Annotated in this window: 14 protein-coding genes; 10 read left to right on the forward strand and 4 right to left on the reverse strand. The window is 47.3% G+C overall.

Features of this window, described 5'->3' with window-relative positions; genetic code table 11:
* Positions 1–6 precede the first annotated feature (6 nt).
* Positions 7–3042: a TonB-dependent receptor gene (locus ASG33_RS03380; protein ID WP_056280293.1), complete on the reverse strand. Its 3036-nt coding sequence runs from the start codon at positions 3040–3042 to the stop codon at positions 7–9.
* Positions 3043–3210: 168 nt separating this feature from the next.
* Complete coding sequence (locus tag ASG33_RS03385) at positions 3211–6069, reverse strand: triple tyrosine motif-containing protein (RefSeq protein WP_056280298.1); 2859 nt, start codon at positions 6067–6069, stop codon at positions 3211–3213.
* An 8-nt stretch (positions 6070–6077) separates the two neighbouring features.
* Between ASG33_RS03385 and ASG33_RS03390 the strand changes: the two genes are divergently transcribed.
* A complete protein-coding gene (locus tag ASG33_RS03390; protein WP_056280302.1) occupies positions 6078–7454 on the forward strand; it encodes a hypothetical protein in 1377 nt (458 codons plus the stop codon).
* Here ASG33_RS03390 and ASG33_RS03395 read toward each other — a convergent pair whose 3' ends face one another.
* Both ASG33_RS03395 and mdh read right to left on the reverse strand, forming a co-directional pair.
* Positions 7455–10247 carry a TonB-dependent receptor gene (locus ASG33_RS03395; protein WP_056280305.1) on the reverse strand — a complete coding sequence of 931 codons (2793 nt, stop codon included), beginning with the start codon at positions 10245–10247 and terminating at the stop codon, positions 7455–7457.
* Between the two features lie 93 nt (positions 10248–10340).
* A complete protein-coding gene (mdh, locus tag ASG33_RS03400; protein ID WP_056280308.1) occupies positions 10341–11267 on the reverse strand; it encodes a malate dehydrogenase in 927 nt (308 codons plus the stop codon).
* Positions 11268–11475: 208 nt separating this feature from the next.
* Between mdh and ASG33_RS03405 the strand changes: the two genes are divergently transcribed.
* The 9 genes from ASG33_RS03405 to ASG33_RS03445 all read left to right on the forward strand — a co-directional run bounded on the left by ASG33_RS03405 (position 11476) and on the right by ASG33_RS03445 (position 25811).
* Positions 11476–11892 (forward strand): YkvA family protein, encoded by a 417-nt coding sequence (locus ASG33_RS03405; protein WP_056283210.1) that lies wholly within the window; start codon positions 11476–11478, stop codon positions 11890–11892.
* Between the two features lie 69 nt (positions 11893–11961).
* Entirely contained in the window at positions 11962–12162 is a 201-nt protein-coding gene (locus ASG33_RS03410; protein WP_031528639.1) for a twin-arginine translocase TatA/TatE family subunit, read from the forward strand.
* A 95-nt stretch (positions 12163–12257) separates the two neighbouring features.
* A complete protein-coding gene (gene gatA / locus ASG33_RS03415) occupies positions 12258–13721 on the forward strand; it encodes an Asp-tRNA(Asn)/Glu-tRNA(Gln) amidotransferase subunit GatA (RefSeq protein ID WP_056280312.1) in 1464 nt (487 codons plus the stop codon).
* 275 nt (positions 13722–13996) lie between these two features.
* A complete protein-coding gene (locus tag ASG33_RS03420) occupies positions 13997–15556 on the forward strand; it encodes a lytic transglycosylase domain-containing protein (RefSeq protein WP_229238547.1) in 1560 nt (519 codons plus the stop codon).
* 33 nt (positions 15557–15589) lie between these two features.
* Positions 15590–16180 carry a Holliday junction branch migration protein RuvA gene (gene ruvA / locus ASG33_RS03425; RefSeq protein WP_056280315.1) on the forward strand — a complete coding sequence of 197 codons (591 nt, stop codon included), beginning with the start codon at positions 15590–15592 and terminating at the stop codon, positions 16178–16180.
* 159 nt (positions 16181–16339) lie between these two features.
* Entirely contained in the window at positions 16340–23437 is a 7098-nt protein-coding gene (sprA, locus tag ASG33_RS03430) for a cell surface protein SprA (RefSeq protein WP_409012498.1), read from the forward strand.
* Positions 23438–23512: 75 nt separating this feature from the next.
* Positions 23513–23893: a glycine cleavage system protein GcvH gene (gcvH, locus tag ASG33_RS03435; protein ID WP_056280320.1), complete on the forward strand. Its 381-nt coding sequence runs from the start codon at positions 23513–23515 to the stop codon at positions 23891–23893.
* Positions 23894–23970: 77 nt separating this feature from the next.
* The gene (locus ASG33_RS03440) at positions 23971–25254 is read left to right on the forward strand and encodes a dihydroorotase family protein (protein ID WP_056280323.1); all 1284 of its coding nucleotides are present in this window, start codon (positions 23971–23973) and stop codon (positions 25252–25254) included.
* Positions 25251–25811, forward strand: a complete 561-nt coding sequence (locus ASG33_RS03445; protein ID WP_056280326.1) for a DUF4199 domain-containing protein — start codon at positions 25251–25253, stop codon at positions 25809–25811. The genes ASG33_RS03440 and ASG33_RS03445 overlap by 4 nt, the downstream gene beginning before the upstream one ends.
* Positions 25812–25840: the final 29 nt, after the last annotated feature.

A 25840-nucleotide genomic window follows, 5' to 3' on the forward strand; every position in this document is an offset into this window, starting at 1 on the left:
CTGATATTAGAAAGTAACATTGATACCGAAGTTGTAAGTAGCCGATAACGGGTACACATTCGCGTCAATTCCAGCTTGCGTCGGCTTGTTCTCATTTGCTCTCACTTCCGGCGACAATCCCTTGTACTTGAAGAAGTTCAAAGCATTCTGCGCATTTGCATAGATTCTCAGCTTGCGGATTTTCAGCTTTTCGTTAAACGACTGTGGCAGTGTGTAACCAAGCTGCGCATTCCTTACTCTGAAATAGCTGCCGCTCTGTACGTAGAATGTACTTGGAGAGTAGTTAACACCACCGCCAATGTTAGCCGAAGGATAGGTGTTTGAGGTACCTTCGCCATGCCAGCGGTTGTCAAAGAAATCCTTTGTGAAGTTCTCGTTACCATAGCGCCAGCCCAGGTTTGCATTGTAAACATCAACTCCGGAAACGCCCTGGAAATCGAGCATCAGATCTATGTTCTTGTAATTCCAGTTGGTATTGATCCCATAAGTAAACTTTGGATTCGGGTTGCCGATTACTTGTCTGTCAAGACCTGTAATAGCACCGTCAGGCGTACCCGAAGTACCACTTATATCACGGTACCGGAAGTCACCTGGCTTAGCAGTTGGCTGTGCCGACTTGGCGATTTCATCCTGATTCTGGAAAATTCCGTCCACAACGTATCCGTAGAAAGAACCGATTGGGTCACCAACGCGGGTACGGGTTGCAAGAGCGCCGCTGGTAAGTCCAACACCACCGTCATAGATCGGGTTGGCACCACTGGTTACTGCAAGTACCTTATTCTCATTGAAGCCGCCATTAACACCGATGCTGTAAGAAAGGTCTTTACTGATTTCATCTCTCCAGTTCAAAGCAAACTCAAAGCCTTTGTTTTGGAAATCAGCCTGGTTACCAACGATACGTCCTGATTGTGTACCAATGGAAGCCAGTACTGGGATATCGAAAATGGCTCTTTCAGTTTTCTTGATATAATAATCAAGTTCAACTGTCAGCCGCGATTTCAGGAAAGCTGCTTCCAGACCTACGTCAGTACCCACACCGCGTTCCCAGTAAGTGGTAGGAGGGATGATGGTGTTAATGCTCGCGCCGGTATTGATAAGGTTGTTTCCGAAAATAGCAGCCAGATTTCCGCCAGTTGCTACCGTCAGTGTAGACAGGTTCGAAGGCACTGACGCATTTCCTATTTTACCCCAGCTTCCTCTCACTTTCAGGTTGTCAAAGAAGTTTTGGTTTTTCATAAAAGCCTCATTACTGATCACCCAGCCCGCTCCGACAGAAGGGAAATAACCCCAGGCATTTCCACCCTGATAGAACTTGGAAGAACCATCAGCACGAAGCGAAGCATTGATCAGGTAGCGATCGCCAAAGGAGTAATTTACCCTACCAAAATAAGACGCATATGTTCCCAGATCACCTTCATCCAGTACGTTGCGGCCTTCGGTATTACCAAGCGACAGGTACAAATCGCCTTCACTGCTATATGGAACGTTCAATGCAGTTGCAGTCAGCTTGTAAGACTGATCACGCTGGGCTGATTGGCCTAAAAGGGCAGTGAAGCTATGCTGTCCGAATTCTTTGGTATAAGTCAATGTGTTTTCAAAGATCCAGTAGCGTGCCTGCGGACGGGTAAAACTTAGCAAGCTGGTCGTGTTGCGCTGCTTGAACGTTGCAGCATACTCGGGGTTGTAAAAGCGTGTTTCATCCTGCGAGTACCGGCCACCCAAGCTTGTTTTGAACGTCAGACCTTTCATAGGAGTGAACTCTGCGTAGGCATTACCGGTCAACAAAGTCCTTTTCGTGTTCTGGTTGTAGTAGTCGATGGTAACCTGTGGGTTGAAGTTGTTGGCATCTCCGAGATTGAAGTCATTTGGATCGCCATAAGAACCATCTTGTTTATACACAGGCACAATGGGAGCCGCAGTGTACAGTTGTCTGAAAATTCCACCTGCTTCGTCTTTCGATTTGCTGAAAGAGCCTGTGGCAGTATAACCTACTTTCAAGCTCTTCAATACCTGAAAATCATTTTGGAGGCGGGCTGTGTAGCGTTTGAAGTTGTTTTTCTGAACAACACCATCCTGATCCAGGTATCCAAGTGAGAAGTTATAGCTCGATTTTTCTCCTCCGCCGCTGATTGAAAGCTGGTGATTGGTGACCTTGGCCGTTCTCAAAATCTGGTCGTACCAATCAGTACCTTCGCCAAACTGGTTTGGGTCAAGAATATTCTCCTTCCCATTGATATTGCTCAGCTCATTGACCATCGTAGCGTACTCTTTCCCATTCGCCATTTTGATCTGGTTAGTTACTTTTTGGAAGCCTACGAAGCCATTGTAATCCACAACTGCTTTCCCGGACTTGCCTTTTTTAGTCGTAATCAGAACAACTCCATTCGCAGCGCGAACACCGTAAATGGATTGACTTGACGCATCTTTCAGGATGTTCATGCTTTCGATATCCCCGGAGTTCAGGAAGCTGATATCGTCAAACCAGACGCCATCCACTACGTAAAGCGGGTTAGCACTTCCATAAGCCGTACCCACACCCCTGATTCTGATCTGAGGAGCTTCCCCAGGCTTTCCTGAGTTGTTGATCTGCACACCAGCCACCTTTCCCTGTAAGCCGCTCACCGCATTCATCGAAGGTTGCCGGGATATGTCTTCACCTTTGATCTGAACGACAGAGCCCGTCACATCTAGCTTGCGCTGGCTACCATAACCCACAACAACAACTTCATTTAACGCTCTCGCATCTTCTTGAAGTCCGACGTTGATGACAGTTTGCGTACCCACCGTAACTTCCTGTGCTGTCATCCCGATCATCGAGAATACCAGCACTGCCTGGCCAGAAGGGACCCTGATTGCAAAATTACCTTCGGCATCAGTTGGTACGCCCGTTGTAGTACCCTTTATAAGCACGCTTGCTCCCGGAAGTGGCGAAGCGTCTGCTGCGGATGTTACTTTTCCTGTCACATCTATTTCCTGGGCGAAGGATGAAGTCCCGATCGCCAGGAAAACAAGCATGTACAGTAACCGTACAGTAGTTTTCATTTGGTATCAATAAAGTTGATTGAACTATTAAAGGAATTAATTGACTTCAAATTTAAATCCGAAGTGAGAGGGAAATCAAGAAATGAACTACATCACCACTACATCACTGGGAATAATGCAAGGTTTATTAAGATTAAACAGGCTTTGTAGTAGATAAGTCCTATCGTATCAAACATCCATCATAAACTGGACGAGATTGTCATCGTTGCCCAAACCCAGCTTTTTGCGGAGGCGATAGCGCTTTATTTCCACACCCCGGATGGAAATCCCAAGTACGGGCGCCATTTCTTTAGTGGATAAATTCATGCGCAAACAAGCAGCAAGTCTGAGCTCGGATGGAGAGATGGTGGGGGAGAGCTGACGAAGCCGCTTGAAGAACTGTTCATGTACCTCATCAAAGTTTTGCTCGAAAAGCTCCCAGTCATCTTTGCCGGCTACATTGCGCTCAATGCTGTGCAGTAACTTTTGGTAATGGATGTTGGGCAGTTGGTGGCCGAGTTCGGCTTTCACCTGTTTGAGTTCGTTACTGATCTCTTCCAGGATCTCATTCTTCCGCACCACGTTGATAGCAACATTGCTGAGTTGCTGACTTTTACTCTGAATTTCACTTTGCAGCTTCTCATTCTGGATCTGCATAATTTGCCTTTCACTGGAAAGTCGCTGCTGCCGGAGTTTTTCTTCCTGTTCCTCAATCAGCCTTTTGCGGTGACGGGCGAGGCGCTTTTCCTGGTAAAAGATCAATCCAAACAGGGCTGTTACGATCAGAATGGTAAAAAGGCTCCTTGCGAACAGCGTTTCGCGCCAGAGGGGCTGGACACTGAAACGGTAGGAAGTAATCAGATCGTTGAGGTTGCTGCGAACTTCGAAAACATAATCTTCCGATTCGAGGTTGGTAAATTCGACAAAGTTCTGATCTGTCCATTCCGACCATTGATCCGTCAACCCCTTCAAACGATACCTGTACTGGATGTTACGGCCATATTCGGGTACGGAATACGAGATTCGAACCGCGCGCACATCCCTGGGCAGAGTCGGATTATTGGTCACTGCATAAGTTTCAGACAGGTTGCGCAGGTTGGCAACTTTGCGGATCATGGGCGCGGAATCAGTATTACCGGCGTCAGTATCGGAAGATCTGTCGTATAGCGCATAGCCATTATCCAGGCATAAAAAGTAATGGTTTTTTGTCACCGGGATAATCGTCTCGCTATTCCGGACCAGTTTCAAAGACAAATCGCGGGGTCTGTTGCCGGGCGAATAGAACGTGACCCTATTCATGAAAACTTTAAACCAATCGTCGCCAATACCAGTACGTACTTTGAATGCTTCTTCTTCGGGCATGAAGTCGGTACTCGTTTTCAAACTTTGCTGCCCCTCGGGTTCAAGGAATGTATTGGCAGACCGGATATGTATTTTCTTCCGCCAGTTGAACAGCTCGACTGAAAACTCACTGGGTATATCGGCCGGTGAACGGAACTCCTGCCATTTTAATGCAGAGTCCAGGCGGGGTGTGAGCTGGCTCAGGAAAAGACCTTTATAAGCATGTGCTAGCCAGAAAAAACCGTTTTTATCCTCAGCAATCTGCCGGATGGGCGTAGGAGGTACCCCTTTCACGGGATATGCGTACGTCCATTGGTTCTGTGCGTTTTTCTTGTAAGTGTGCAGTCCATTGTACGCGCCTTGTAGCAGCAATGTGTCATTTTCGCTTTTGATCGGTAACATAATCCAGCCACCGGTAATATTGGACACCTTCCTGATCCCATTCTCTTCAATGCTATACGTAGCATCATTATGTCCGCAGAGCAGCTGATCGTCGAACACTTTCAGCATCCACGTCTGTCCTTCCAATCCGGGAACTGCCCGGAAAGGCTCGGACGAAAGCCATTTTTTTACAAAAACACCTTTGTTTGAACCGACGTAAAGTTTGCCTCTCCAGATAGCCGCCGCGTAAGTGGAGCCGAGCGGATTGTCGTTTGTTTGATAGGAAATAACGGGCGACGACATTGCTACAAGGCTGATTCCCTGGTCCATTCCAATCCAAAGCTTCTTGTGGCGATCCTCAGAGAGCGCGATAACGGTATTGTTTTGCAAGCCCGTTGTCTTGTTAAAACGATACTTTACCTCTCCGTTTTTCGACAACACATAAACACCGTTCTGAATTGTACCGAGTACAAGGCTGCTGTCCCGTGAGAGTATGATCGCTTTGTTAATGATATTCTGCTTCAACTCCTCCGAAACCGGGATCTGCCAGGGAGTTAGTACACCATTTTGCCAGATAAAAAGCCCGTTTTTGGTAGTTGTGATCAGGATGCGCTTGCCCGGAAGCGGAAGCATGGAGGAGATTATAGAGGTCGCAAGTGACTCGGTACCCGGCAGCCGCGAGAAGACCGCGCCTTTCAGCTCATAAATTCCCTTGTCGATAACCGGTACCAGTACGCGATTATGTACATAGCGAAGGAACATGAAATTCCCATCCGCCTGCATTTCGGTCAGGTTTTGCCCGTCGTACCGGTAGATTTTCGCAAATGACTGGAAGTAGATGTACTCGGGAGTTTTGAGAATATGCCAGATCTCTTCGGTTTTAAGACTTTTGAAATTGGCTTTTTTACTAAGCGAATGATATTTCAATTGTCCGTCAGCCGCGCGCAGCCAGTAGCCAAATTCAGAGAAGCCGCCGACGTAAATGCGCTGCTCCTGCACGGGGGGGCGCTTAGTCTTGCCCGCAAGTGGCGGTACAATGGTAACCTGGTCGCAAAGTACGGTGCGTACGATCTGTCCGTCGGGTAGCGGATACAGCTTCCACGAAGCCCCGTCGTACTCCATCAAACCGTCTGAGTTAGCGGAATATATGATCCCATCAGAGCTTTGGCTGATCGCCCAATTTTGATTGTGGGCCTTGTATTCTGACGAATAATAGTTGACCAAAGGCGGTGTTTCCTGGGCAAAAACCTGGGAGAAGATGCAGAAAAAAACAAGTATAGCACTACCCGAACGTGCCTTATGATTCAGGCTTGCAAAAACATTCATGTCAATAAATGAAAAAAATACTTTCTATTTTCTTGCTTACCGGCTCAGTTTCAATGGCGCAGGTAAAACCCACAGACGACAATACCAGGACTGACATTCGGTACAATCTTAACGAATCAGGATCACATTATGTAAAAGTAACTTTCACGAATCAGGCATGGTTCCGTTTCAATGAAAGTAACCCCGGGACTACGGTACTCGGAGACCCCAAGTCCAGCACATTCGACATCGGCCTCCGCAGGACGCGCCTGCAATTGTTTGGGCAGATCACAGACCGGATCTTCTTTTATACCCAGTTTGGAATGAACAATTTCAATAAGGTAAGTGCTTTCCCTGCCTATAATACCGCCGGAAGTCCCAGCAACAGGAAAGTCGCCGCATTTTTTCATGACGCATTGGGAGAGTATGAAGTCCAGCGGAAAGGAACGGGCTTCATTCGGTTTGGCGGCGGATTGACCATTGTTAATGGCTTTTCCCGTTTCTCTCAACCGGGTATTGGTTCTATTATGACCACGGATGTGCCTGTTTTTGCGCAGGCTACCGTGGACCAGACCGACCAGTTTGCCAGAAAGCTCGCTGTTTACAGCCGGGGTCAGATCGGGAAAGTGAATTATCGGGTAAGTGTTGCAGATCCTTTTCCGGTTGAAACAAATGGTTCGGCGCAGGCCGCGATTAGTCAGAATGCAGTCTTTTCCCAGCGTCACCATCATAAGCAGTTTGAAGGATTGTTGATCTACAACATCTTTGACACGGACGATAACACGACCCCGGGTTACCTGGCTGGTACTTATCTCGGAAAACGCCGGGTGCTGAACATTGAAGCCGGTATCAACTCCCGAAAAAATGCCACGTGGAGGCGGGAGGGGGCCGATACCTTGTACAACAATATGACTTTGTGGTCTGTGGCAGCTTACCTGGATATGCCGCTTGATAATGCAAAAGGTACTGCGGTATCCGCCTATTTAGGGTACTTCAATACCAATTACGGCAGAGGGTACCTGCGTTACAATGGGATTATGAACCCTGCTACCGGCACCACCCAGCCCATTGCGGGCGTAGGTGGTACTCAGGGGAATGCTTACCCGATGTTCGGTACGGGAAGTGTGATCTATGCGCAGGCAGGTTACAAATTCAAAGATGGACTACTCGGCAGTCAGGGAACATTAATGCCTTATGCCTCGCTGCAATATGCCGATTATGACCGTCTTCTTAACGGAATGAATGTTTTCAATGTGGGTTTAAACTGGCTGATCAAAGGACACACTGGTAAAATGTCGCTTAACTACGAAAACAGGCCTGTTTACCGCAACAGCAATGTAGTCAATGAGCTGGAAGCAAACGGCCGCCGCGGCGCTGTGACTTTGCAATACCAGATTTCCATTTAATCAAAAATTGAAATTCACCCTTGCAAAGATGTACCGCCCGTTAAAACCCATTTGCTGAACGCGGCGCGAGTATACAAAGCGGCCGAGGCTCACATTACCTGAATGCGTGTGTTTATCCTGATACACATCAAACACATTGTTAGCGCCTACGGAAAGGCTGATCCCTTTTACAATGTTGAAATTCACTGCCAGATCCGTGACGAGTTTTGCGCCAAAGGTTTGATCCAACGTTTCTTTCTGGCCTGTCAGTACGTTGACGGGCCAGGAGTCGGGTTTTGCGGGATCTATTGTCGGATCAAGATAAGTCACTTCTCCGAAGCGCACGCCGCGTAACATAAGCCCGAGCTTGCCGACATTATAGTTGATGGTCAGGCTCTGCTTGTTCTTAGGGCTTGCGATCTCAAACCTGCTCTGATCTTCCCGGTTGAAGTAGGTATTTACCTGTTTTGTCTGGACCAGGATATCCGATGCGTGAATAATGGGTTTTCCGTCTGCGCCTTTTTTTACTTCATTTTGAATGAAAGTACCTGCCAGTACCGCTCTGAAAGATTGATTGCCCGAAAATTTGGAAGAATAGGAGAGTACCCCCTCGATTCCCCTCGACCGTGTATTTACCGCATTGGAAAAGAAATTGGCAGTAGTTGCATTTGCCTCTGCAAGCTGAGCCTTCAAATCTGCATTGCCGCCGTCGTTGAAATTATTGGTAAGCACAATGCGATTGTTAATGTCAATCTGGTAAGCGTCCATAGTGAGTTCCAATGCATTCGCTAGCTGAATGGTTGTTCCTACGGTAGAGCTTTGCGAGGTTTCCTGTTTCAGCTTTGGAATGCCAAGGATAGCTGCGGGCCGGCTGTCGTTTGTAAATGTCCCGCTTTCCTGCGCTACCTGCTGTCCATTCTGAGTGACGAAAAGCGTGTTGGTTTTGGCATAAAAACGCTGTTGCAAAGAGGGCGCCCGGAATCCTGTGCTCGCCGATGCGCGCAATGCAATTCCATCGGTGATTTTGTAGCGGGTGGCGAATTTGTAGTTCAGTGTATTACCGAAATCCGAATAGTGCTCGAAGCGCAATGCAGCACTCAGCACCCATTTTTTTGTCAAATCCTGTTCAAGGTCCATATATCCGGCCACACTGTTCCGGGAGTGAGATCCTGCATTTTGAGGGAAGAACCCGGAAAACACCTGTGCGCCGGCTGCTACGCCTGCTGCCACGTCATAGTTTTTATAAGAAGCTTCTTCTCCCGCAGTTATGGTGTATTTATCAGTCCGCTGCTCGGCGCCGACTGCCACATTGAGGCCGGAGAGAACCTCGAATTTTCTGTTCAGGTCCAGGTTGATCGTATTCTGGGAAAATCCATTTCCTCCCGCATTGAACTCCTGCTGGATCATCGTTGCAGTGTTGATCTGCGTGTAGTTGACAGAATTGGAAATGGTATAATCGAAGTTGTTTTTGCCAAATGTATTACTCAGGTCAAACCGCCATTGACCCAACTTTCCGCGAAGACCAGCCGCAGCAGAAATATCGGTTACATTGCTGTTTATCTCAGGCAAAAATCCATTCGGATACAATGCAAATACTCCTGTTCTCACCGCAGCTGGAATTGAATTGGGATACCGGTAAAAACCTGCGGCATTGCCTTTCTTGTTATTGTAGCCTCCAAATGCATAAAAATCAACGTTCGACGAAATCAGCATGCTCGCATTCACAACCACTCCGCCGCCCTGCACTTTTGAATTCCCGATCCGCATATCGAAATTGTCTCTCGTCAGGCCTTTTTGTTTAAGTAGCTGCTCGTCCATAACAGCGCCGTCTACCGACGGGAAGATCTGGCCGGTATAAGTGCCCGCCCGGTTGGTTGCCCCGCGATTGACATATTCTCCTGTAATATTCAGAAATCCTTTTTCGCCGATCTTCAATCCATAGTTTAGCCCAATCTGCGCAGTACCTCCGTCTGATACATTCACGGATCCGTTTTTTCCATTATTCAATACATAGTTTTTATCATACTTGGTCATATTCTGACCATAGGAAACATTCCCGCTCAATCCTGTTTTTGATTTTAATATAATGTTGATAACTCCTGCAATTGCATCGGAACCATACTGGGCAGCTGCTCCGTCACGGAGAATTTCAATTTTGTCCACAGCAGTCGCAGGAATGGCATTGAGGTCGGTGCCGACTGTTCCGCGGTTGACAGTACCATTTACATTGACCAGCGAAGATTGGTGCCTGCGCTTTCCATTTACCAAAACGAGCACCTGATCAGGTCCGAGGCCGCGCAGCTGGGCGGGATCAATGTGATCGGAACCGTCAGAGATTGTCTGCCGGGAAGACTGAAACGATGGAGCAACGTAAGTCAGGATCTGGTTGATATCAACCTGTCCCACATTGTTGGTGATCTGGGATACCGGGATAATATCGACCGGAACAGGCGAGTCAATGCGCGAGCGGCCGCCGCTCCGGGAACCTGTGACTACTATCTCGCTTAATACTTCCGAAGATTCTGCAAGTGTGATATTGATTACAAAAGGCGCATTGCCCTGCAAAGTAGCGGGTATTGTTTTAGTCGTGTACCCGACAAAAGAAACGATTAGATTGTAGGTTCCGGGCCCGGCGGCAAGCGTGAACTTGCCTTCTGCATCTGTGACGGTTCCCTGGTTGGTACCCTGCAGCAGAACCGACACGCCGGGAAGCGTGGAGCCACTTTTTTCATCGGTAACCTTTCCGGTGATGGTTTGTGAGAATGCGCATAATGCATTCATAAACATGAACATAGCTAATAGTATTGTTTTCATAAAAGTGTGTTAAAAGATTAAATAGGTTAATTGTTAAAAACGAAAAAGCCGGCTTGGAGATCCAGCCGGCTTGCTTATTACAATTTAGGAATTTTAGAGACTTAGCGCTCCATTCATAGAACGAACGGCTTCTGCTGACTTTTCAAACGCAGCTTTTTCAGCGTCACTCAGGCGAAGGTTGATGATTTTTTCCCAGCCATTTCTGCCCAAAACAACAGGCACACCCATACAGATATCTTTCTGTCCATACTCTCCGTTCAGGTACACGCTGCATGGTACAATGCGTTTCTGATTACGCACGATACTTTCAACCAGAAGCATAGTGGCCGCGCCGGGCGCATACCAGGCCGAGGTACCGATCAGTTTGGTAAGCGTAGCGCCTCCCACCATCGTGTCAGCCGCAACTTTTTCAAGCTGCTCGGAAGAGAGGAACCGGCTCACAGGAATCCCATTGTAAGTAGCCAGTCGCGTCAAAGGGATCATGGTAGTATCCCCGTGACCGCCGATTACCATTCCGTGTATATCAAGCGGCGATACGTCCATTGCCATCGCCAGGTATGTTTTAAAACGCGCACTGTCCAGCGCACCGCCCATTCCGATCAGGCGCTTCTTTGGAATGCCCGATTCTTTCAAAGCCAGGTAAGTCATCGTGTCCATCGGATTGGATACAACGATGATGATTGCTTTGGGTGAATATTTGAGAATATTTTCAGTAACTCCTTTTACAATGCCGGCATTAATTCCGATCAGTTCTTCCCTGGTCATGCCGGGTTTGCGGGGCAGGCCGGAAGTGATAACTACTACATCAGATCCTTTTGTTTTTTCATAATCATTCGTGGAGCCGATTGGTTTTGTATTGAAGCCGAGCAATGCGGCAGTTTGATAAATATCAAGCGATTTACCCTCACTCACGCCCTCTTTGATGTCGAGTAGAACGACCTCCTCTGCCAGCTCACGACGAATAATATTATCGGCAGTAGTTGCACCAACGGCGCCCGCGCCTACAACAGTGATCTTCATAGGGAAATATGGTTTATTGAATAGAAACTAATGCTTTTTGAATTTTTCCTAAAAGTAGGATACATAATTTGTTAATACCAAGGGGAATGTAATTTTTTGGATGAAAAGTAACCAGAGTGATCTAAAATGCAATTTTTTACGTATTTAGATAGTTATATTGGCATTCAGAACCACTTTTTCCTGCCATTATACCATGAATAACAAGTCCATGATCACACAAATATTACAGTCGATTTTTTTCAGGAATGCGAAGGGCAAAGCAGGCCGGTATGCCAGGAATTCGGGTAAGCTTTTTGAACTGGCAAAGGATGTAATGAGCAAGCTCCAGCGCGTGGGAGTGCGCGAGAATATGGCTGAGTTTACGCTCAGTGTTCAGACGCTGATCCGGATGGTGCGTGCTTATGCTTCGGGTGAATACAGAAGTCTGCCCTGGAAAAGTCTGCTGTCGATCGTTGCCGTACTGATTTACTTCGTGTCGCCCATCGATCTGATACCTGATTTTTTGCCCTTTGTAGGTGTAACCGATGACGTGGCTTTGGTGGTCTGGCTGGTGAAAACTTTGGGTGATGATGTGCGGAAATTCGGCGAGTGGGAGAAGCGGGGAAAATCAATTAACATAGGATAAAACAGAACCTTTTAGTAGTTTCTGTAGAAAAGAATTTTTATTTTTGTAAACAATATAAAAGAAACAGATATGGAATCAGCAACCGTTTTGGCATTTATGGGATTGGGTGGACAGGAGATATTTTTTGTTGCCTTGTTCGTTTTACTCTTCTTCGGTGCGAAGAAAATTCCTGAGTTGATGCGCGGTTTGGGGCAAGGTATCAATGAATTCAAAAACGCTACTAAAGACGTTAAGGAAAATATTGAAAAAAGCATGGAAGACCCCAAATAACGCTTCCATCTTATCGAAGAAGGTATAACCAGAGCCTTTAAGCTAATCCCTTAATGGCTCTGATTATTTATTTACAACCCCACAAATAATTTACATTGAAAGAGTATCTGACGCTAGCCGAAATTCAGGAAGATTTGCGTACAGGAGGTCTGACCTGCGTCAAGTTAGTTGAGCATTACTTACACAATATAGCGTCCAGCTCCCACCTCAATGCTTTCGTTGAAGTATATGCCGACGAAGCACGGGAACAAGCGGCCGCCGTTGATCGCAAGATTGCAGACGGTACTGCTGGCAGGCTTGCAGGAATGGTGATCGGACTGAAAGACGTACTTTCCTACAAAGGCCACGCATTACAGGCGGCCAGCCAGATTCTTGATTCTTATATCGCGCCATTTACAGCCACTGCTGTTCAGCGGTTGCTCGATGAAGACGCGATCATCATCGGCCGGCAGAACTGCGATGAATTTGCGATGGGATCTTCCAACGAAAATTCATCTTTCGGACCGGTGCTGAATGCTGCAGATACAACCAAAGTCCCAGGAGGTTCTTCCGGTGGCTCGGCAGTGGCGGTACAGGCAGGTTTGTGTCACGCTTCGCTGGGTAGCGATACCGGCGGATCAGTTCGGCAGCCCGCTGCATTCTGCGGCGTTGTGGGAGTCAAACCTTCTTACGGACGGATTTCCAGGTATGGACTGATTGCCTATGCATCTTCTTTCGATTGCATTGGCCCCATTACCAAAAGCGTCTCCGATGCTGCATTGCTGCTGGAAATTATGGCTGGTACGGACGATTTCGACAGTACGGTTTCAACCCAGTCAGTACCTCAATATTCCTCTCAGCTGACATTTACGGAAAAAGCAAGGATCGGTTATCTTCGTGATTCTGTTGAAAATGAGGCTATTTCTTTGGATATTCGCCAGCACACAATGGATTTGCTCAACCGGCTCAGGGCGGAAGGTCACGAGGTAGTGCCTGTGGAGATGAAGTTGCTTGATTCGCTGCTGCCTACTTATTATATCCTGACAACCGCTGAGGCAAGTTCTAATTTGTCGCGTTTTGACGGTGTACGCTATGGTTACAGAAGTGCCGCCTCGGTGGATCTGGAATCCATGTACAAAAAGAGCAGGACAGAAGCATTTGGAGCAGAGGTTCGCAGGCGGATTTTGCTGGGTACTTTTGTTTTGAGCGCAAATTACTACGACGCATACTATACCAAAGCGCAACGCGTTAGAAGATTGGTGCGGGAGGAAACGAACCGGTTCTTCGACCAGTTTGACTTTCTGATTTCACCTGTCACACCTACCACTGCCTTTACAATTGGTGAAAAAACCGAAGATCCTTTACAAATGTATCTGGCGGATATTTTTACTGTGCAGGCAAATGTGGTTGGAAATCCGGCTATCGCAATTCCGAATGGAACAGACAGCGAGGGAATGCCGATTGGAATTCAGATAATGGCTCCTTATTTTGGTGAGGAAAAAATGTTGGCATTTGCCGACTACCTGACCAGGTTCAATCAGAAGGTTGCCGAAACACATCATACAGATCAGGAGGTCTAAAATTTTTGACCTTGCTTTATAAGCGGCATCTGTATTTTACCCAAACTTCAAAGTAAATTATCGTGCCAGAATCGCAGGCGGTTACCCAAAAGTTATTCTGACGCAGGTTTTTGTGTATAAAAAAGTAAATGTATTAGAGATTATTGCGATTCATCAGGACGATTTCCCGGAACAGGGAGTTTTGAAAACAGGATTTTCTATCTGTAAGTAGTTTAAAAACAGGTATCAGCCATCGAAAACCGTGAATTGATTAACCTTCAAAAAACATTTTATTAATGAGGCTTTCTAAAAAAGTATTGTGGCTCGGAGCCATGTGTGCAGGGTTCTGGAATGCGTCTGCAAATGCGGCAATTCCACAGGAGAAGTTAACATTCGAGCAAGATACGCTTAAAACCGAAGCTCAGGAGGAAGCAAGCCTGCTTCCCTACCTGCCCGAAGTTGAAGAGATAGGACCTAATCCCGCCGTTCCCCAGGATCTCCTGAAAGAGCGGTTTGCAAAACTAGAAAAGTCCATCCCGCTTACTTACCACAAGTCCTCTCACGAGTTCGTAGAATATTTCATTTATAAGAAGGCGGATTTCACCCGGACGATGATGGCGCGCATGCCCTTGTTTTTTCCAATGTTTGAAAAAGCATTACAAAAGCACGGTCTGCCTACCGAATTAAAATACCTTTCCATGATAGAGTCGGGCCTGAATCCGACGATCATTTCACATGCGCGCGCAGGCGGACTGTGGCAGTTTATGCCTGCAACCGGCCGCGAGTTCGGTTTGTATCAGGACAAATACATTGATGAGCGATTTGAGCCGGTAAAAGCTACTGAGGCAGCTTGCCTTTATCTTAAACAGCTTTACAAAATCTTTGGCGACTGGGAACTTGCACTGGCTTCGTATAACACAGGGCCCGGCAATGTAAAACGTGCAATGCGCCGGTCGAGAGGTACTACTTTCTGGACGATCTACAATGTGCTTCCGAGAGAAACACGTTCCTATGTGCCGCAGTACGTGGCGATGAACTATATGATGAACTATGGTTACGACCACGGTATTTTCCCTCAGACTACCGAGTTCCAGATTCCGCATGATACCGTGCACATCAATGGTTACATTGATCTGGCTGCTTTTTGCGAGCAGAGCAGTATCAATATGGAAGATCTGAAAAAGCTGAACCCGCAGATTACCAAAACTTCACTTCCTGCACAAACGCGCGATTTCGTGCTCAAAGTACCAAGCCCACAGTACACTTACTTCGTCAGCAACCGTGATTCTATCATGAACTACTGTACGGGCAAGGTGTTGAATGGCGTGCTTGTTGCCAAAGCAGATAGCACCCGAACCGACTCGCTGGGTGTCAATAAAGCATTCCCTTACGCATTGGCCAGTCAGACTTCCGAGACTGACGAAGATGAGGATACAGGAGAAGAGCAGGTATTGGTCGAAAGAAATCGCACCAAAAAAACCAGCCACACAGTACGCCGCGGCGAAACTTTATCCACTATTTCGAGGAGATACCACGTGAGTGTTGCCGAGCTGAGAAAGTGGAACCGTATTCGCAGATCTTCTATCGCCAGAGGACAGCGGCTGGTGATTTACAAAACCGTAAAAGAAACTGCGCCAGCTCCGGTGAGAGTAGCGGCAGCAGCTCCAAAAGCAGACGAGCAGAAAACATATAACCAGGCAAGGCATACCAGGAAACGCTACCATACTGTTCAGAAAGGCGATACGCTGTGGATCATTTCACAACGCTACGGACTTGAAATCGGACAGCTGAAAAAGCGCAATAAAATACGCGGTAACTCTATCAAGCCTGGACAAAAACTGATCATTTCTGCCTAATGTTCAACAGTCCACAATGCACATACTATTTATATGATTGCCTACGTTAACGGAACAGTAGCGTACAAAGACCCGGCATATGCGATTATCGATGTGAACGGATTGGGCTACGAAGTTCGCATTTCCTTACAAACATATACCTCACTTCCCGAACCGGGCGAACGTTGCAAACTTGTAACGTTTTTGAGTATCAGGGAAGATGCACATGTGTTATATGGTTTCTGGGGAAGCGATGAGAAAAAACTCTTCCTGGATCTGATTACAATTTCAGGAATAGGTCCGTCGACGGCTCTTGTCATGCTTTCCTCTCTGTCTTCATCTGAAATAAGACAGGGAATAATCGATGAAGATCTTAGACTGATCCAGTCTATCAAAGGGATAGGATCAAAAACTGCTCAACGCGTTATTCTGGAATTAAGAGATAAAATACGCAAGGAAGAGCTGGTATCAACAGGTCAGAAATCATCAGACACATCTTCCGGAACTTTGCGAAATGAAGCCCTGGCGGCGCTGATTACCCTCGGGATACCGAAGGCAACAGCGGAGAAAAGCCTGGACGCCATTATCAAAAGGGAAGGGTCTGAAATCACAGTGGAAAACTTGATAAAACTAGCGCTTCGTTAACCTGAACCGCAATGCATGTTTGTAAAAACCTTTACGCAGATAAAATCGTCTTGATGGATTTGATTGTAATTACAACCTTCTCTAAATAAGTCTATTACTTTGTCATCAACGATTTACTCTTTTCTATTTAAAGTCTTAAGTATATCAGCCGGAGCGGCTTTGCTGGCCAATATCTCGGTTGATGCGGATGAGCCATATTCACAATATCCACAGGAGTGGGTTGTGGAAGATACCATTCCCGATACGAACAGAAGAACAGTCGACAGGTCCGGAAACCAGCTGATCACACGCTGGAAGGATTACTATTCCAACCGGATCGCCGAGCCGCGTCCCCGCTCTCCTTTTTACCTCCGTGACCCGGCCAATATTTCTACCAACATCGTGCTGGATAGTGCCGGTAAAATTGCCGTCACAGAGAAAGTCAAGACGCAATCCGGAGACCTGAATTTCCGTGCACCTGAGCGCATGGACCTTGCTACTTACGACAAGATCCAGGAAGACCGGGCATTCAAGAGCTTGCTACGAGAATATGCAGGCCGGCAGGATGGAAAGAGTGCAATGGGAGCAAGAGGTTTGTTGCCAAAGCTGGATATTCCACCGGGACTTTCAAAGTTGCTGGGGGACGATTTTATCAACTTCAAGCCTACTGGATTTGTCTCGCTGGACCTAGGCTTAATGCACCAGTTCCTGGATAATCCCGCCATTCCGATCCGCCAGCGGCGCAATACGCAGTTTATATTCAATGAGCAGATCAGTATCAACTTTGATGCGCGGCTGGGCGATCAATTGGGCTTTCAAACCAACTTTGATACCAAGGCAAACTTCAACTTCGAGAATGCGATCAAGTTGAACTATAAAAATCCTGAGGAAAGCTTTATTAGGAAAATTGAAGCCGGTAATATCAACTGGGCAATTAACAGTCAGCTGATCCCGGGTGTACAGAACCTGTTCGGTCTGAAGACAGATTTTCAGTTTGGCCGTTTGAGCGCGACGTTTGTAGCTTCTCAGCAAAAGTCAAGCAAGGAGCGGATTGTATTACGTGGCGGCGCTCAAAACCGTGACTTCGAACTCCGGGCAGATACTTACGATGAAAACCGCAACTTTTTCCTCTCGCAGTATTTCAGAAATATTTACGAAAGCTCGCTGCGGAACACACCTACGATCACTTCCGGGGTTACCGTTACAAGGATTGAAGTGTACGTAACAAACCGGACTACGACAACCGAATCGCTCAGAAATGTGGTCGGTTTCGCGGATCTTGGAGAACCTGCACCTTACAAATCTGCTAATCCAAGCCTTCAACCTATTCGTTCCAGCTCGCCGGCCGACAATGCGGCAAATGGTTTGTACAAGACGCTAACTGATAATGGAGCATTCCGGCAGGTTGATAACACCAACAGTTCCATTACTTCGCTGGGTTTAGAAAAAACAATCGATTACGAATTGCTCCGTGGTGCCAAAAGACTGGTGGCTGATCGTGACTATACATTCCACCCGCAGCTCGGTTATATATCCCTGACCAATGCGCTGAGAAACGATGAAGTACTTGCAGTTTCTTATGAATATACCTTGAATGGACGCGCATTCAAGGTAGGAGAGCTTACCGAAGATTACCAGGCCCGCCAGGACAATGAAGTGATTGCACTGAAATTACTAAAATCATCGACGATCAGGAATAACACCAAGCTACCGATGTGGGACCTGATGATGAAGAACATCTACTCGCTTGGTACAAGCCAGATTGACAAGCAGGGGTTTCAGTTGCGTGTTATTTATAAGGATGATCAGACAGGTATTGACAACCCGAATTTGCAGGAAAGCAGTATCGCCAATGTTCCCCTGATCCGCCTCGCAGGTTTGGACAGGCTCAATCCTGTGAACGATCTTCAACCCGACGGTAATTTTGACTACGTGGAAGGCATTACGATTGATAGTAAGTCGGGGAGGATCATTTTCCCGGTGCTTGAACCGTTTGGTACCAATTTATCCCGTAAGTTCGGCGCAGGCGAGGATGCATTCAGGAATAAATACGTGTTCAGTGAGCTGTACCGCACTACAATGATAGATGCGCAGCAGGTAACCGAGCGTAATAAGTTTTTCCTCCGTGGATCCTACCAAACGAGCGGAGGCGCCGAAGTGCAGCTTCCTTTCGGGGTACTCGAAACTTCTGTGACAGTGACCTCGGGCGGCGTGCCGCTTTCGCCGGGCTCGGATTACATTGTGGAAGCGCAGATCGGTCGTGTCCGCTTGCTCAATGGAAGTGTGCTTAACTCGGGACGCGAGATTGTTATTGAATACGAAAGGCCTGATATGTTCCAGAATCAGGTGCGTTCATTACTTGGTACCCGCCTCGACTATGTGGTGAACCGGGATATGAGCGTCGGTTTGACGGCGATCAAGTACCGTGAGCGTCCGGCAGGGTTCTTGTCGAGGGTAGCGATCGGGAATGAGCCTGTGAACAATACCATGCTCGGCTTTGATATCAAATTCAGAAAAGACGTTCCGTTTTTAACAAAGCTCCTGGATGCATTGCCGCTGATCCAGACCAAGGAAATGTCGAGCATTCAGTTCAAGGGTGAATTTGCGAAGTTGCTTCCCGGTGTTTCAAAAGATGTAAATAACCGTTCTCTTGTAGACGATTTTGAAGCGGCGCGTACGATTTATGATTTATCCCGCCAGCCTCAGAAATGGCGCCTCGCTTCTGTTCCTTCCAAATTCAGGGACGGGCTTGACGGCCGGACTTTGAATTATGCATACAAAAGGGCAAAGATCTCTGCCTATACAGTTGATAATATTTTCGGAGGAGCGCAGGGGCTCGGCGGAGGTTACCAGCCACCAGCCAATATCGAAGATGCCGACCGTAAGAATTTCTACGAGCGGCTGTTCCTGCCTAACGAGATTTTCCCAAACCGCCCTATTGCCGGATTGGTAACCTATCCGCAGCAGGTACTTGACATTGCTTACTACCCCAGTGAGCGTGGAATGTACAATTACAACACAGATCTTAACCCCGATGGCCGGTTGAAAACACCGCGTCAAAACTTCGGAGCGATCAGTAGGGCAATTACTTCCGATAATGATTTTGATAATGCAAACATTGAAAGCATTGAATTCTGGATGCTGGATCCATTTATCAATACACCCGAGGGGAAAGTAAGAGACGGATTTGAAGAGCAAAACAACACCACCGGAGGAAAGCTGGTATTCAACCTTGGGGATATTTCAGAGGATGTAATTCCGGACGAGCGTTACAATTTCGAAAACGGACTTCCCATTGTTCCAAAGCAGGTAGGTGTTAATGTAGATTCAACAGCCTGGGGATATGCTACAAAATCCCAGTACCTGATCAATGCATTCAGCAATGAAGACGGAGCAAGAGAGCGGCAGGATATTGGTCTTGACGGATTGTCGAATGAAGAAGAACGTGCATTCTTCCGCCAGTTTATAGACAGGCTGCCCGCCAACCTAACGCCGGCTGCCCGCGAGCGTATCCTGGCTGACCCTTCGGGCGATGATTTTAAATTCTTCCTCGGTTCGGACCTGGATAGCGCGGACGCGAAAGTGCTGGAACGTTACAAGAATTACCTGGGAATGGAAAACAACTCTCCCGAAAGCCTTGGAAGATCTGCTGACGTTACGCCGGCTTCGACGAACGTGCCTGATGGAGAAGATATGAATGTCGATAACACAATTAACGACAACGAATCTTACTACGAATATGAAATTGACCTGAAACCAAATCAGCTTGGAGTAGGTAACGGATACATTGTTGATAAAACAGAAACAAACGGCCAAAACTGGTATTTGTTCCGCGTACCTATCAAAGAGTTTTCGGGTGTGGTCGGAAATATGAACGGTTTCAAATCCATTCGTTTTATGCGGATGTACCTGACCGACTTCCAGCAACCTGTTGTACTCAGATTTGCACAGCTGCAAATGGTAGGTCAGCAATACCGGAAATACACTGCCAATCTTGATGCGCCTGGCTTGCAGGAGGTACCTGAACCTTATGATGCAAAGTTCACCGTGGGTACGGTAAGTATTGAAGAAAATAAAAACACGGCGACCGGAACTGGCTCGGATAAGTACCAATATGACATTCCTCCGGGCTGGCAGCGCGATCTAGACAATACCCAGCGTCCTCCACTACAGCTGAACGAACAGTCCATGAGCCTCTGCGTAACTGACCTGCGTGATGGTGATTCCCGTGCTGTTTTCAAGAATGTAAATCTGGATCTGTTGTTCCGCAAAAGGTTGCGTATGTACGTGCACATGCAGAATGAGCAGAATGAGAATGGAATGGTCGGAACGTTCATGCGTATCGGAACTGATTTGACCCAAAACTATTATGAGATCGACCTTTCGTCACTGACCGCTACATCGCCTGGTCCCAAGTCGAGAGAGGAGATCTGGCCGGAAGGTAACGAGATCAATATCGCATTGGCGGACCTGATCGAAGCGAAGGCGCAGCGGAACCGGCAAATTGATAAGAACCTGAGTGTACCCTACACGATTCAAACTGCGGACGGCCGTTACAAGCTCACTGTGGTAGGTAATCCCGATCTGAGCTCTGTGCGGGTAATGATGATCGGTATGCGTAATCCGAAATCCTCAGATCAGCGGCCAAAGAGTTTCTGTTTGTGGGTTGACGAAATGCATGTGGAAGGTTTTGATGACACCGGCGGTATGGCGGCAATTGCGCAGCTGGACGCGAAGCTCGCCGACTTTGCCACGCTCACTGCATCGGGCCGTCTGGAAACTTTCGGCTTCGGAAGTGTGCAGCAACGTATCGGGGAACGCTCGCGGAACCTTACTCAGGAATATGGATTTTCGTCAAATATCGCATTAGATAAGTTGCTTCCCGCGAGCTGGGGTTTCAGTATCCCGCTTTTCGTGAGTTACGATCGCAGAAATGTAAAGCCGCACTTCAACCCGCTTGACCCGGACACCCCGCTGAATACATCACTGGACAATTTGCTCACTGACGAAGCGCGTGACGGCTACCGGCGCATGGTTGAAGAGAATGCGGTAAGGCGCGGGATTAACTTCTCGAATGTGCGCAAGGTCAAAACGAAACCGGGTGCGAGAAACCATTTTTATGATTTTGAAAACTTCTCGTTCACTTACGCTTTCAGTGACGACAAGCGACGCAATGTATTGACGCAGGAATATAACCAGCGAATGTATAAAGGTGGAATTTCCTACGTGTACAGTAGCCAGCCAAAAGCATTTGAGCCATTTAAGAAGTGGACACCCAAGAACAGGTGGGGTGAACTGATCAAGGATTTCAATCTGACTTTGCTGCCGAATATGGTTGCGCTGAGAACGGATGTAGACCGCCGCTTTCTGAAAACGCAGTTGCGTAATGCGGATCTTACTACCGACGGTATTCAGCCGCTTTATGAAAAATACTTCTGGTTTAACCGCTATTATGATTTCGGGTGGAACCTGACCAGGAATATGACGCTGACATACAGCTCGTCGGCCAACTCCATTATCGATGAGCCAATGGGCGACATTAATACTGCCGAGAAGAAAGATTCTTTGTGGACTAATTTCAAGAAGCTCGGAAGGATCAAGAATTTTGACCAAAAAATTGACCTGACATACCGACTGCCGCTAGACAAAATACCGCTTACAGACTGGATGACGGCTGATTACAAGCATTCTGTTGCTTACCAGTACCAGGCGAATGCGCTCGGGCTGCGGGATACAACCGGATTACCTTTTGGGGATATTATAAGAAACAGCAGAGAGCGCGGGGTTACCGGTAAGGTTGATTTTGTGTTGCTCTACAACAAGCTGCGCTATCTGAAATTTGCCAATACACCTTCGGCTGGTCGCAAGAATTTTGCGAGAAGCCCGGGTGATATCGAGGACATCGATATGCGTACAACCGATGTGCTGAAAAGTCTGACCCGCGCACTGATGACTGTTCGAGGCATCAATGTGAGCTACTCGGTACTGGAAACGACTGCATTGCCAGGCTACCTGCGTGCGCCTCAATACTTTGGAATTGACAATACCAATGCGCCCGGCCTGCCTTTCGTGCTTGGCCAGCAGGACAGAAATTTCCAGAAAAAGGCCGCTGAGAAGGGTTGGATTACCAGAAGTGACCAGCAGAATATGCCTTTCCAGCAGACTATTGCGAAGAACTTTTCTGCCAATACAACCCTGGAACCATTTAAAGATTTCAGGCTGATTATTGAAGCGCGCCTCACCCGGCAGGACGCATATCAGGAGTTTTACCGGCCTGATTCCAGCGGTGCATTTGCTTCACAAAGTCCGTTGCGGAACGGGCAGTTCAGTATGTCGTTTATGTCATTCCGGACTGCATTTGCGAAGATGCGGCGGGATAATTCGTCACCGGTTTTCGATAAATTCAGAGCATACCGGGCGATTATCCGCGACAGGCTGAACCAGGAAAACAGGAGCGGAGGTGAGTACAACGAAACTTCCCAGGATGTACTGATTTCGTCATTTTTCGCAGCTTATACCGGAAAAGACCCCAATACGTCCCGGACAAATCCATTCCTGAAATTCCCGATGCCAAACTGGGATTTCAGCTATAACGGACTATCTCAATTGCCTGCATTCAAGCGGCTTTTCAGCTCGTTTACATTGAAGCATAAGTATATGTCCAATTACAGTGTAGGTAACTTCACTTCTTCGCTGGATTATGAGGCTTTGTATGTGAACCTGGCTGTGACAGGTTACCCGTTATCTTCGCGACTTAACGATCTGGGGCAGTATATTCCGGTATTTGCGATGAGTACTATCACACTGTCGGAGAAATTCCAGCCGCTGGTGGGCGTGGAGGTACGTACGCAGAGCAGGATCACAGCGAGAATGGAATACAACAGAGACCGGACGATTGCATTGAACCTATCCAATTCACAGGTTGCCGAGCTGTTTAATCAGGATGTGACGGTGAATATTGGTTTTACCAAAAACAATGTGAAACTGCCTTTCAAACTGAACGGGGTTAAGAAGACTTTGAAGAATGATATGACCATGCAGCTTGGAATGACTTTCCGGGATACCAGGTCCATTCAGCGGAAATTTGACGGGGAGAATATTCCGATTGCCGGTAACATCAACTTCCAGCTGCGGCCCACTGTTAATTACATGGTTAACAATAGGCTGAGTGTGCAGTTTTACTTTGACCGCACATTCAATGACCCGCTCGTTTCCAACTCCTTTTACCGGGCCAGTACCTCGGGGGGTGTACAGTTGAAGTTCAATTTGGCTGAATAAATTTTTGATTTGGAAAATACACGCCACATCTTGTAATTTGCGGATCAGATTCATCCAAAACTTACCTAATAAATCATGAATTTCCCTTCAAATCTAAAGTACACAGAAGACCACGAGTGGATTCTAATAGAAGGCGATACAGCAACAATCGGAATCACGGATCATGCGCAGCACGAATTAGGCGATATTGTGTACGTGGATATTAATACTGTTGGGGATGCACTCGAAAAAGGGGAAGTTTTCGGTTCTGTTGAAGCCGTAAAAACAGTTTCCGATTTATTTATACCAGTTGCAGGAACAGTGCTAGAAGTAAATGAAGAACTTGACGGTGAACCTGAACTTGTGAACACAGATCCTTACGGACGTGGCTGGATGGTTAAGATCAGCCTTGCCGGTCCTGCCGACGGCGATGGGCTGTTATCCGCAGAAGACTACCAAAAATTTATAGGTGCCTGATAAAAGGTTAAAGCTCCAATCGGAGCTTTTTTTTTGAAACCGGATCAACAAATGCATCCGGCTACCAGATTTAGAATATGAAATTGCTAATCCGATCCGTCCGAATCATTGACAGTAAATCGCCGTTCAGCGGCCAGGTTAAAGACATTCTTATTGAAGACGGGAAAATAAAAGAAATAGGTCATAACCTCTCCGCCGGGGACGCGGCTATCAGGGACACGAAAGGGCTTTGCGTATCTGCCGGGTGGATAGATATGCGCGTGGCTGCACGTGACCCGGGGTTTGAACACAAGGAAGATTTGACAACCGTTCGCGCCGCGGCCGCTCATGGTGGTTTTACAGAAATTGTCCTCCTGCCGAATACCAATCCGGTAGTACATAGTAAAGATACACTGAACTATATCCGCCAGGCGGGTAGTGGCACTCTGGTTACGTTACGTCCGACTGCTTCTGTAACCAGGAAAGCAGAAGGTGTGGATTTCACGGAAATGATCGACCTGCATACTGCGGGGGCAATCGCATTTACCGACGGCGAGCATGCGGTTCAAAGTGCGGATCTGCTGCTGAAAACGATCCTGTACCTTCGTCCGCTCAATGCATTGCTGATGAACCGGCCCGAGGAGGCGCAGCTTTCATTGTACGGGCAAATACACGAAGGCATTACAAGTACTCTGACGGGCATGAAAGGAATACCTGCGCTGGCTGAGGAAATGATGCTCACGCGGGATCTCAAACTGCTTGAATATGCATTAGAAAAGAGCATGTACAGCAACTCAGATCCGGTACTGCACATTTCACTGATCTCTACTTCGGTGGCCGTGGACCTGATCCGCGACGCTAAAAAGCGGGGCCTGCCGATATCCTGTGACGTAGCTGCGCATCAGCTTGCATTCGAGGACTCGGACCTGCTGGGCTTTGATACCAACCTGAAAGTTAACCCGCCATTCCGTTCTGCGGATGACCGGGCTGCATTGAGACAGGGGCTGGCAGACGGAACGATCGATGCGATCGTTTCTGACCACAATCCGCACGACGAGGAGAGTAAGAACCTGGAATTTGATCACGCGGACTTCGGTATGACTGGTCTTGAAACAGCTTTCTCGCTGGCAATAATGCACAGCGGGTTGGGCCTGGAACAGATCATTGAGAAATTTACAAGTAAGCCAAGATCAATCCTGCGGCTTCCTGCGGCGGGAATTGTAGTAGGAGACCTGGCGAATCTCACATTCTTTGAGCCGGAAGCTGAATGGACATTTGATAAGAGCTACTCTAAATCTAAAAATACACCGTTTTTGGGGAAGACGCTGAAAGGCAAAGTAAGTGGGGTGATCAACAACGGTAAACAGGAGTGGTATTCATGAAGTCAATAATTGCCTATTTTAACAAACCTATTCTCAAACTTTCGCTGCTCTTCGGACTGGCATTGGGGATACTGGTTTTCGTATTTTTTATCGGGTTGTATCTGATGGGCATCGTTCCCCTGGGAAATAACAAGATCATGGATTTTGGGATCCACGTGATATTGATCGCGGGAGCCTGCTGGTACTATCGCAAAAAGGTGGGGAATGGATTTTTGCACCTCTGGGAAGCGCTCACGATCGGTTACGTGGTCAATACCATAGGCGCCCTGATTGCGGGCTGGCTGATCTACTTTTTTGTTACTTACATTGATCCCGCCGTTTTTACCAGTTACCTGGCCGAAATGAAGGCGCTGATGCTTGAAGGAAAAGCGGAGCTCGTGAAGAACATTGGGGAAGCCGAGTTTATGAAAATGTACAATGGAGTGGGTAGCATGGAGCGATCGGAGATTATCATGGATGAAGTAAGCAAGAAGACAGTAATGGGGATTATCCCTATTCTCGTCATATCATTGATATTGAGAAAGCAGGATTACGGCGTTTTTCATAATAAATCATAAACCTATCGACTTACCTGAATCAACCTAGG

The organism is Dyadobacter sp. Leaf189 (assembly GCF_001424405.1).
Lineage (GTDB): Bacteria > Bacteroidota > Bacteroidia > Cytophagales > Spirosomataceae > Dyadobacter.

Bases quoted from the DNA above. Each gene is read 5' to 3' on its own strand.
- ASG33_RS03420 (WP_229238547.1), top strand. From the start codon at position 13,997: ATGAGGCTTTCTAAAAAAGTATTGTGGCTCGGAGCCATGTGTGCAGGG.
- ASG33_RS03410 (WP_031528639.1), top strand. From the start codon at position 11,962: ATGGAATCAGCAACCGTTTTGGCATTTATGGGATTGGGTGGACAGGAG.
- ASG33_RS03440 (WP_056280323.1), top strand. From the start codon at position 23,971: ATGAAATTGCTAATCCGATCCGTCCGAATCATTGACAGTAAATCGCCG.
- ASG33_RS03395 (WP_056280305.1), bottom strand. From the start codon at position 10,247: ATGAAAACAATACTATTAGCTATGTTCATGTTTATGAATGCATTATGC.
- ASG33_RS03390 (WP_056280302.1), top strand. From the start codon at position 6,078: ATGAAAAAAATACTTTCTATTTTCTTGCTTACCGGCTCAGTTTCAATG.
- ASG33_RS03405 (WP_056283210.1), top strand. From the start codon at position 11,476: ATGATCACACAAATATTACAGTCGATTTTTTTCAGGAATGCGAAGGGC.
- mdh (WP_056280308.1), bottom strand. From the start codon at position 11,267: ATGAAGATCACTGTTGTAGGCGCGGGCGCCGTTGGTGCAACTACTGCC.
- ASG33_RS03380 (WP_056280293.1), bottom strand. From the start codon at position 3,042: ATGAAAACTACTGTACGGTTACTGTACATGCTTGTTTTCCTGGCGATC.
- gcvH (WP_056280320.1), top strand. From the start codon at position 23,513: ATGAATTTCCCTTCAAATCTAAAGTACACAGAAGACCACGAGTGGATT.
- ASG33_RS03385 (WP_056280298.1), bottom strand. From the start codon at position 6,069: ATGAATGTTTTTGCAAGCCTGAATCATAAGGCACGTTCGGGTAGTGCT.
- ASG33_RS03445 (WP_056280326.1), top strand. From the start codon at position 25,251: ATGAAGTCAATAATTGCCTATTTTAACAAACCTATTCTCAAACTTTCG.
- ruvA (WP_056280315.1), top strand. From the start codon at position 15,590: ATGATTGCCTACGTTAACGGAACAGTAGCGTACAAAGACCCGGCATAT.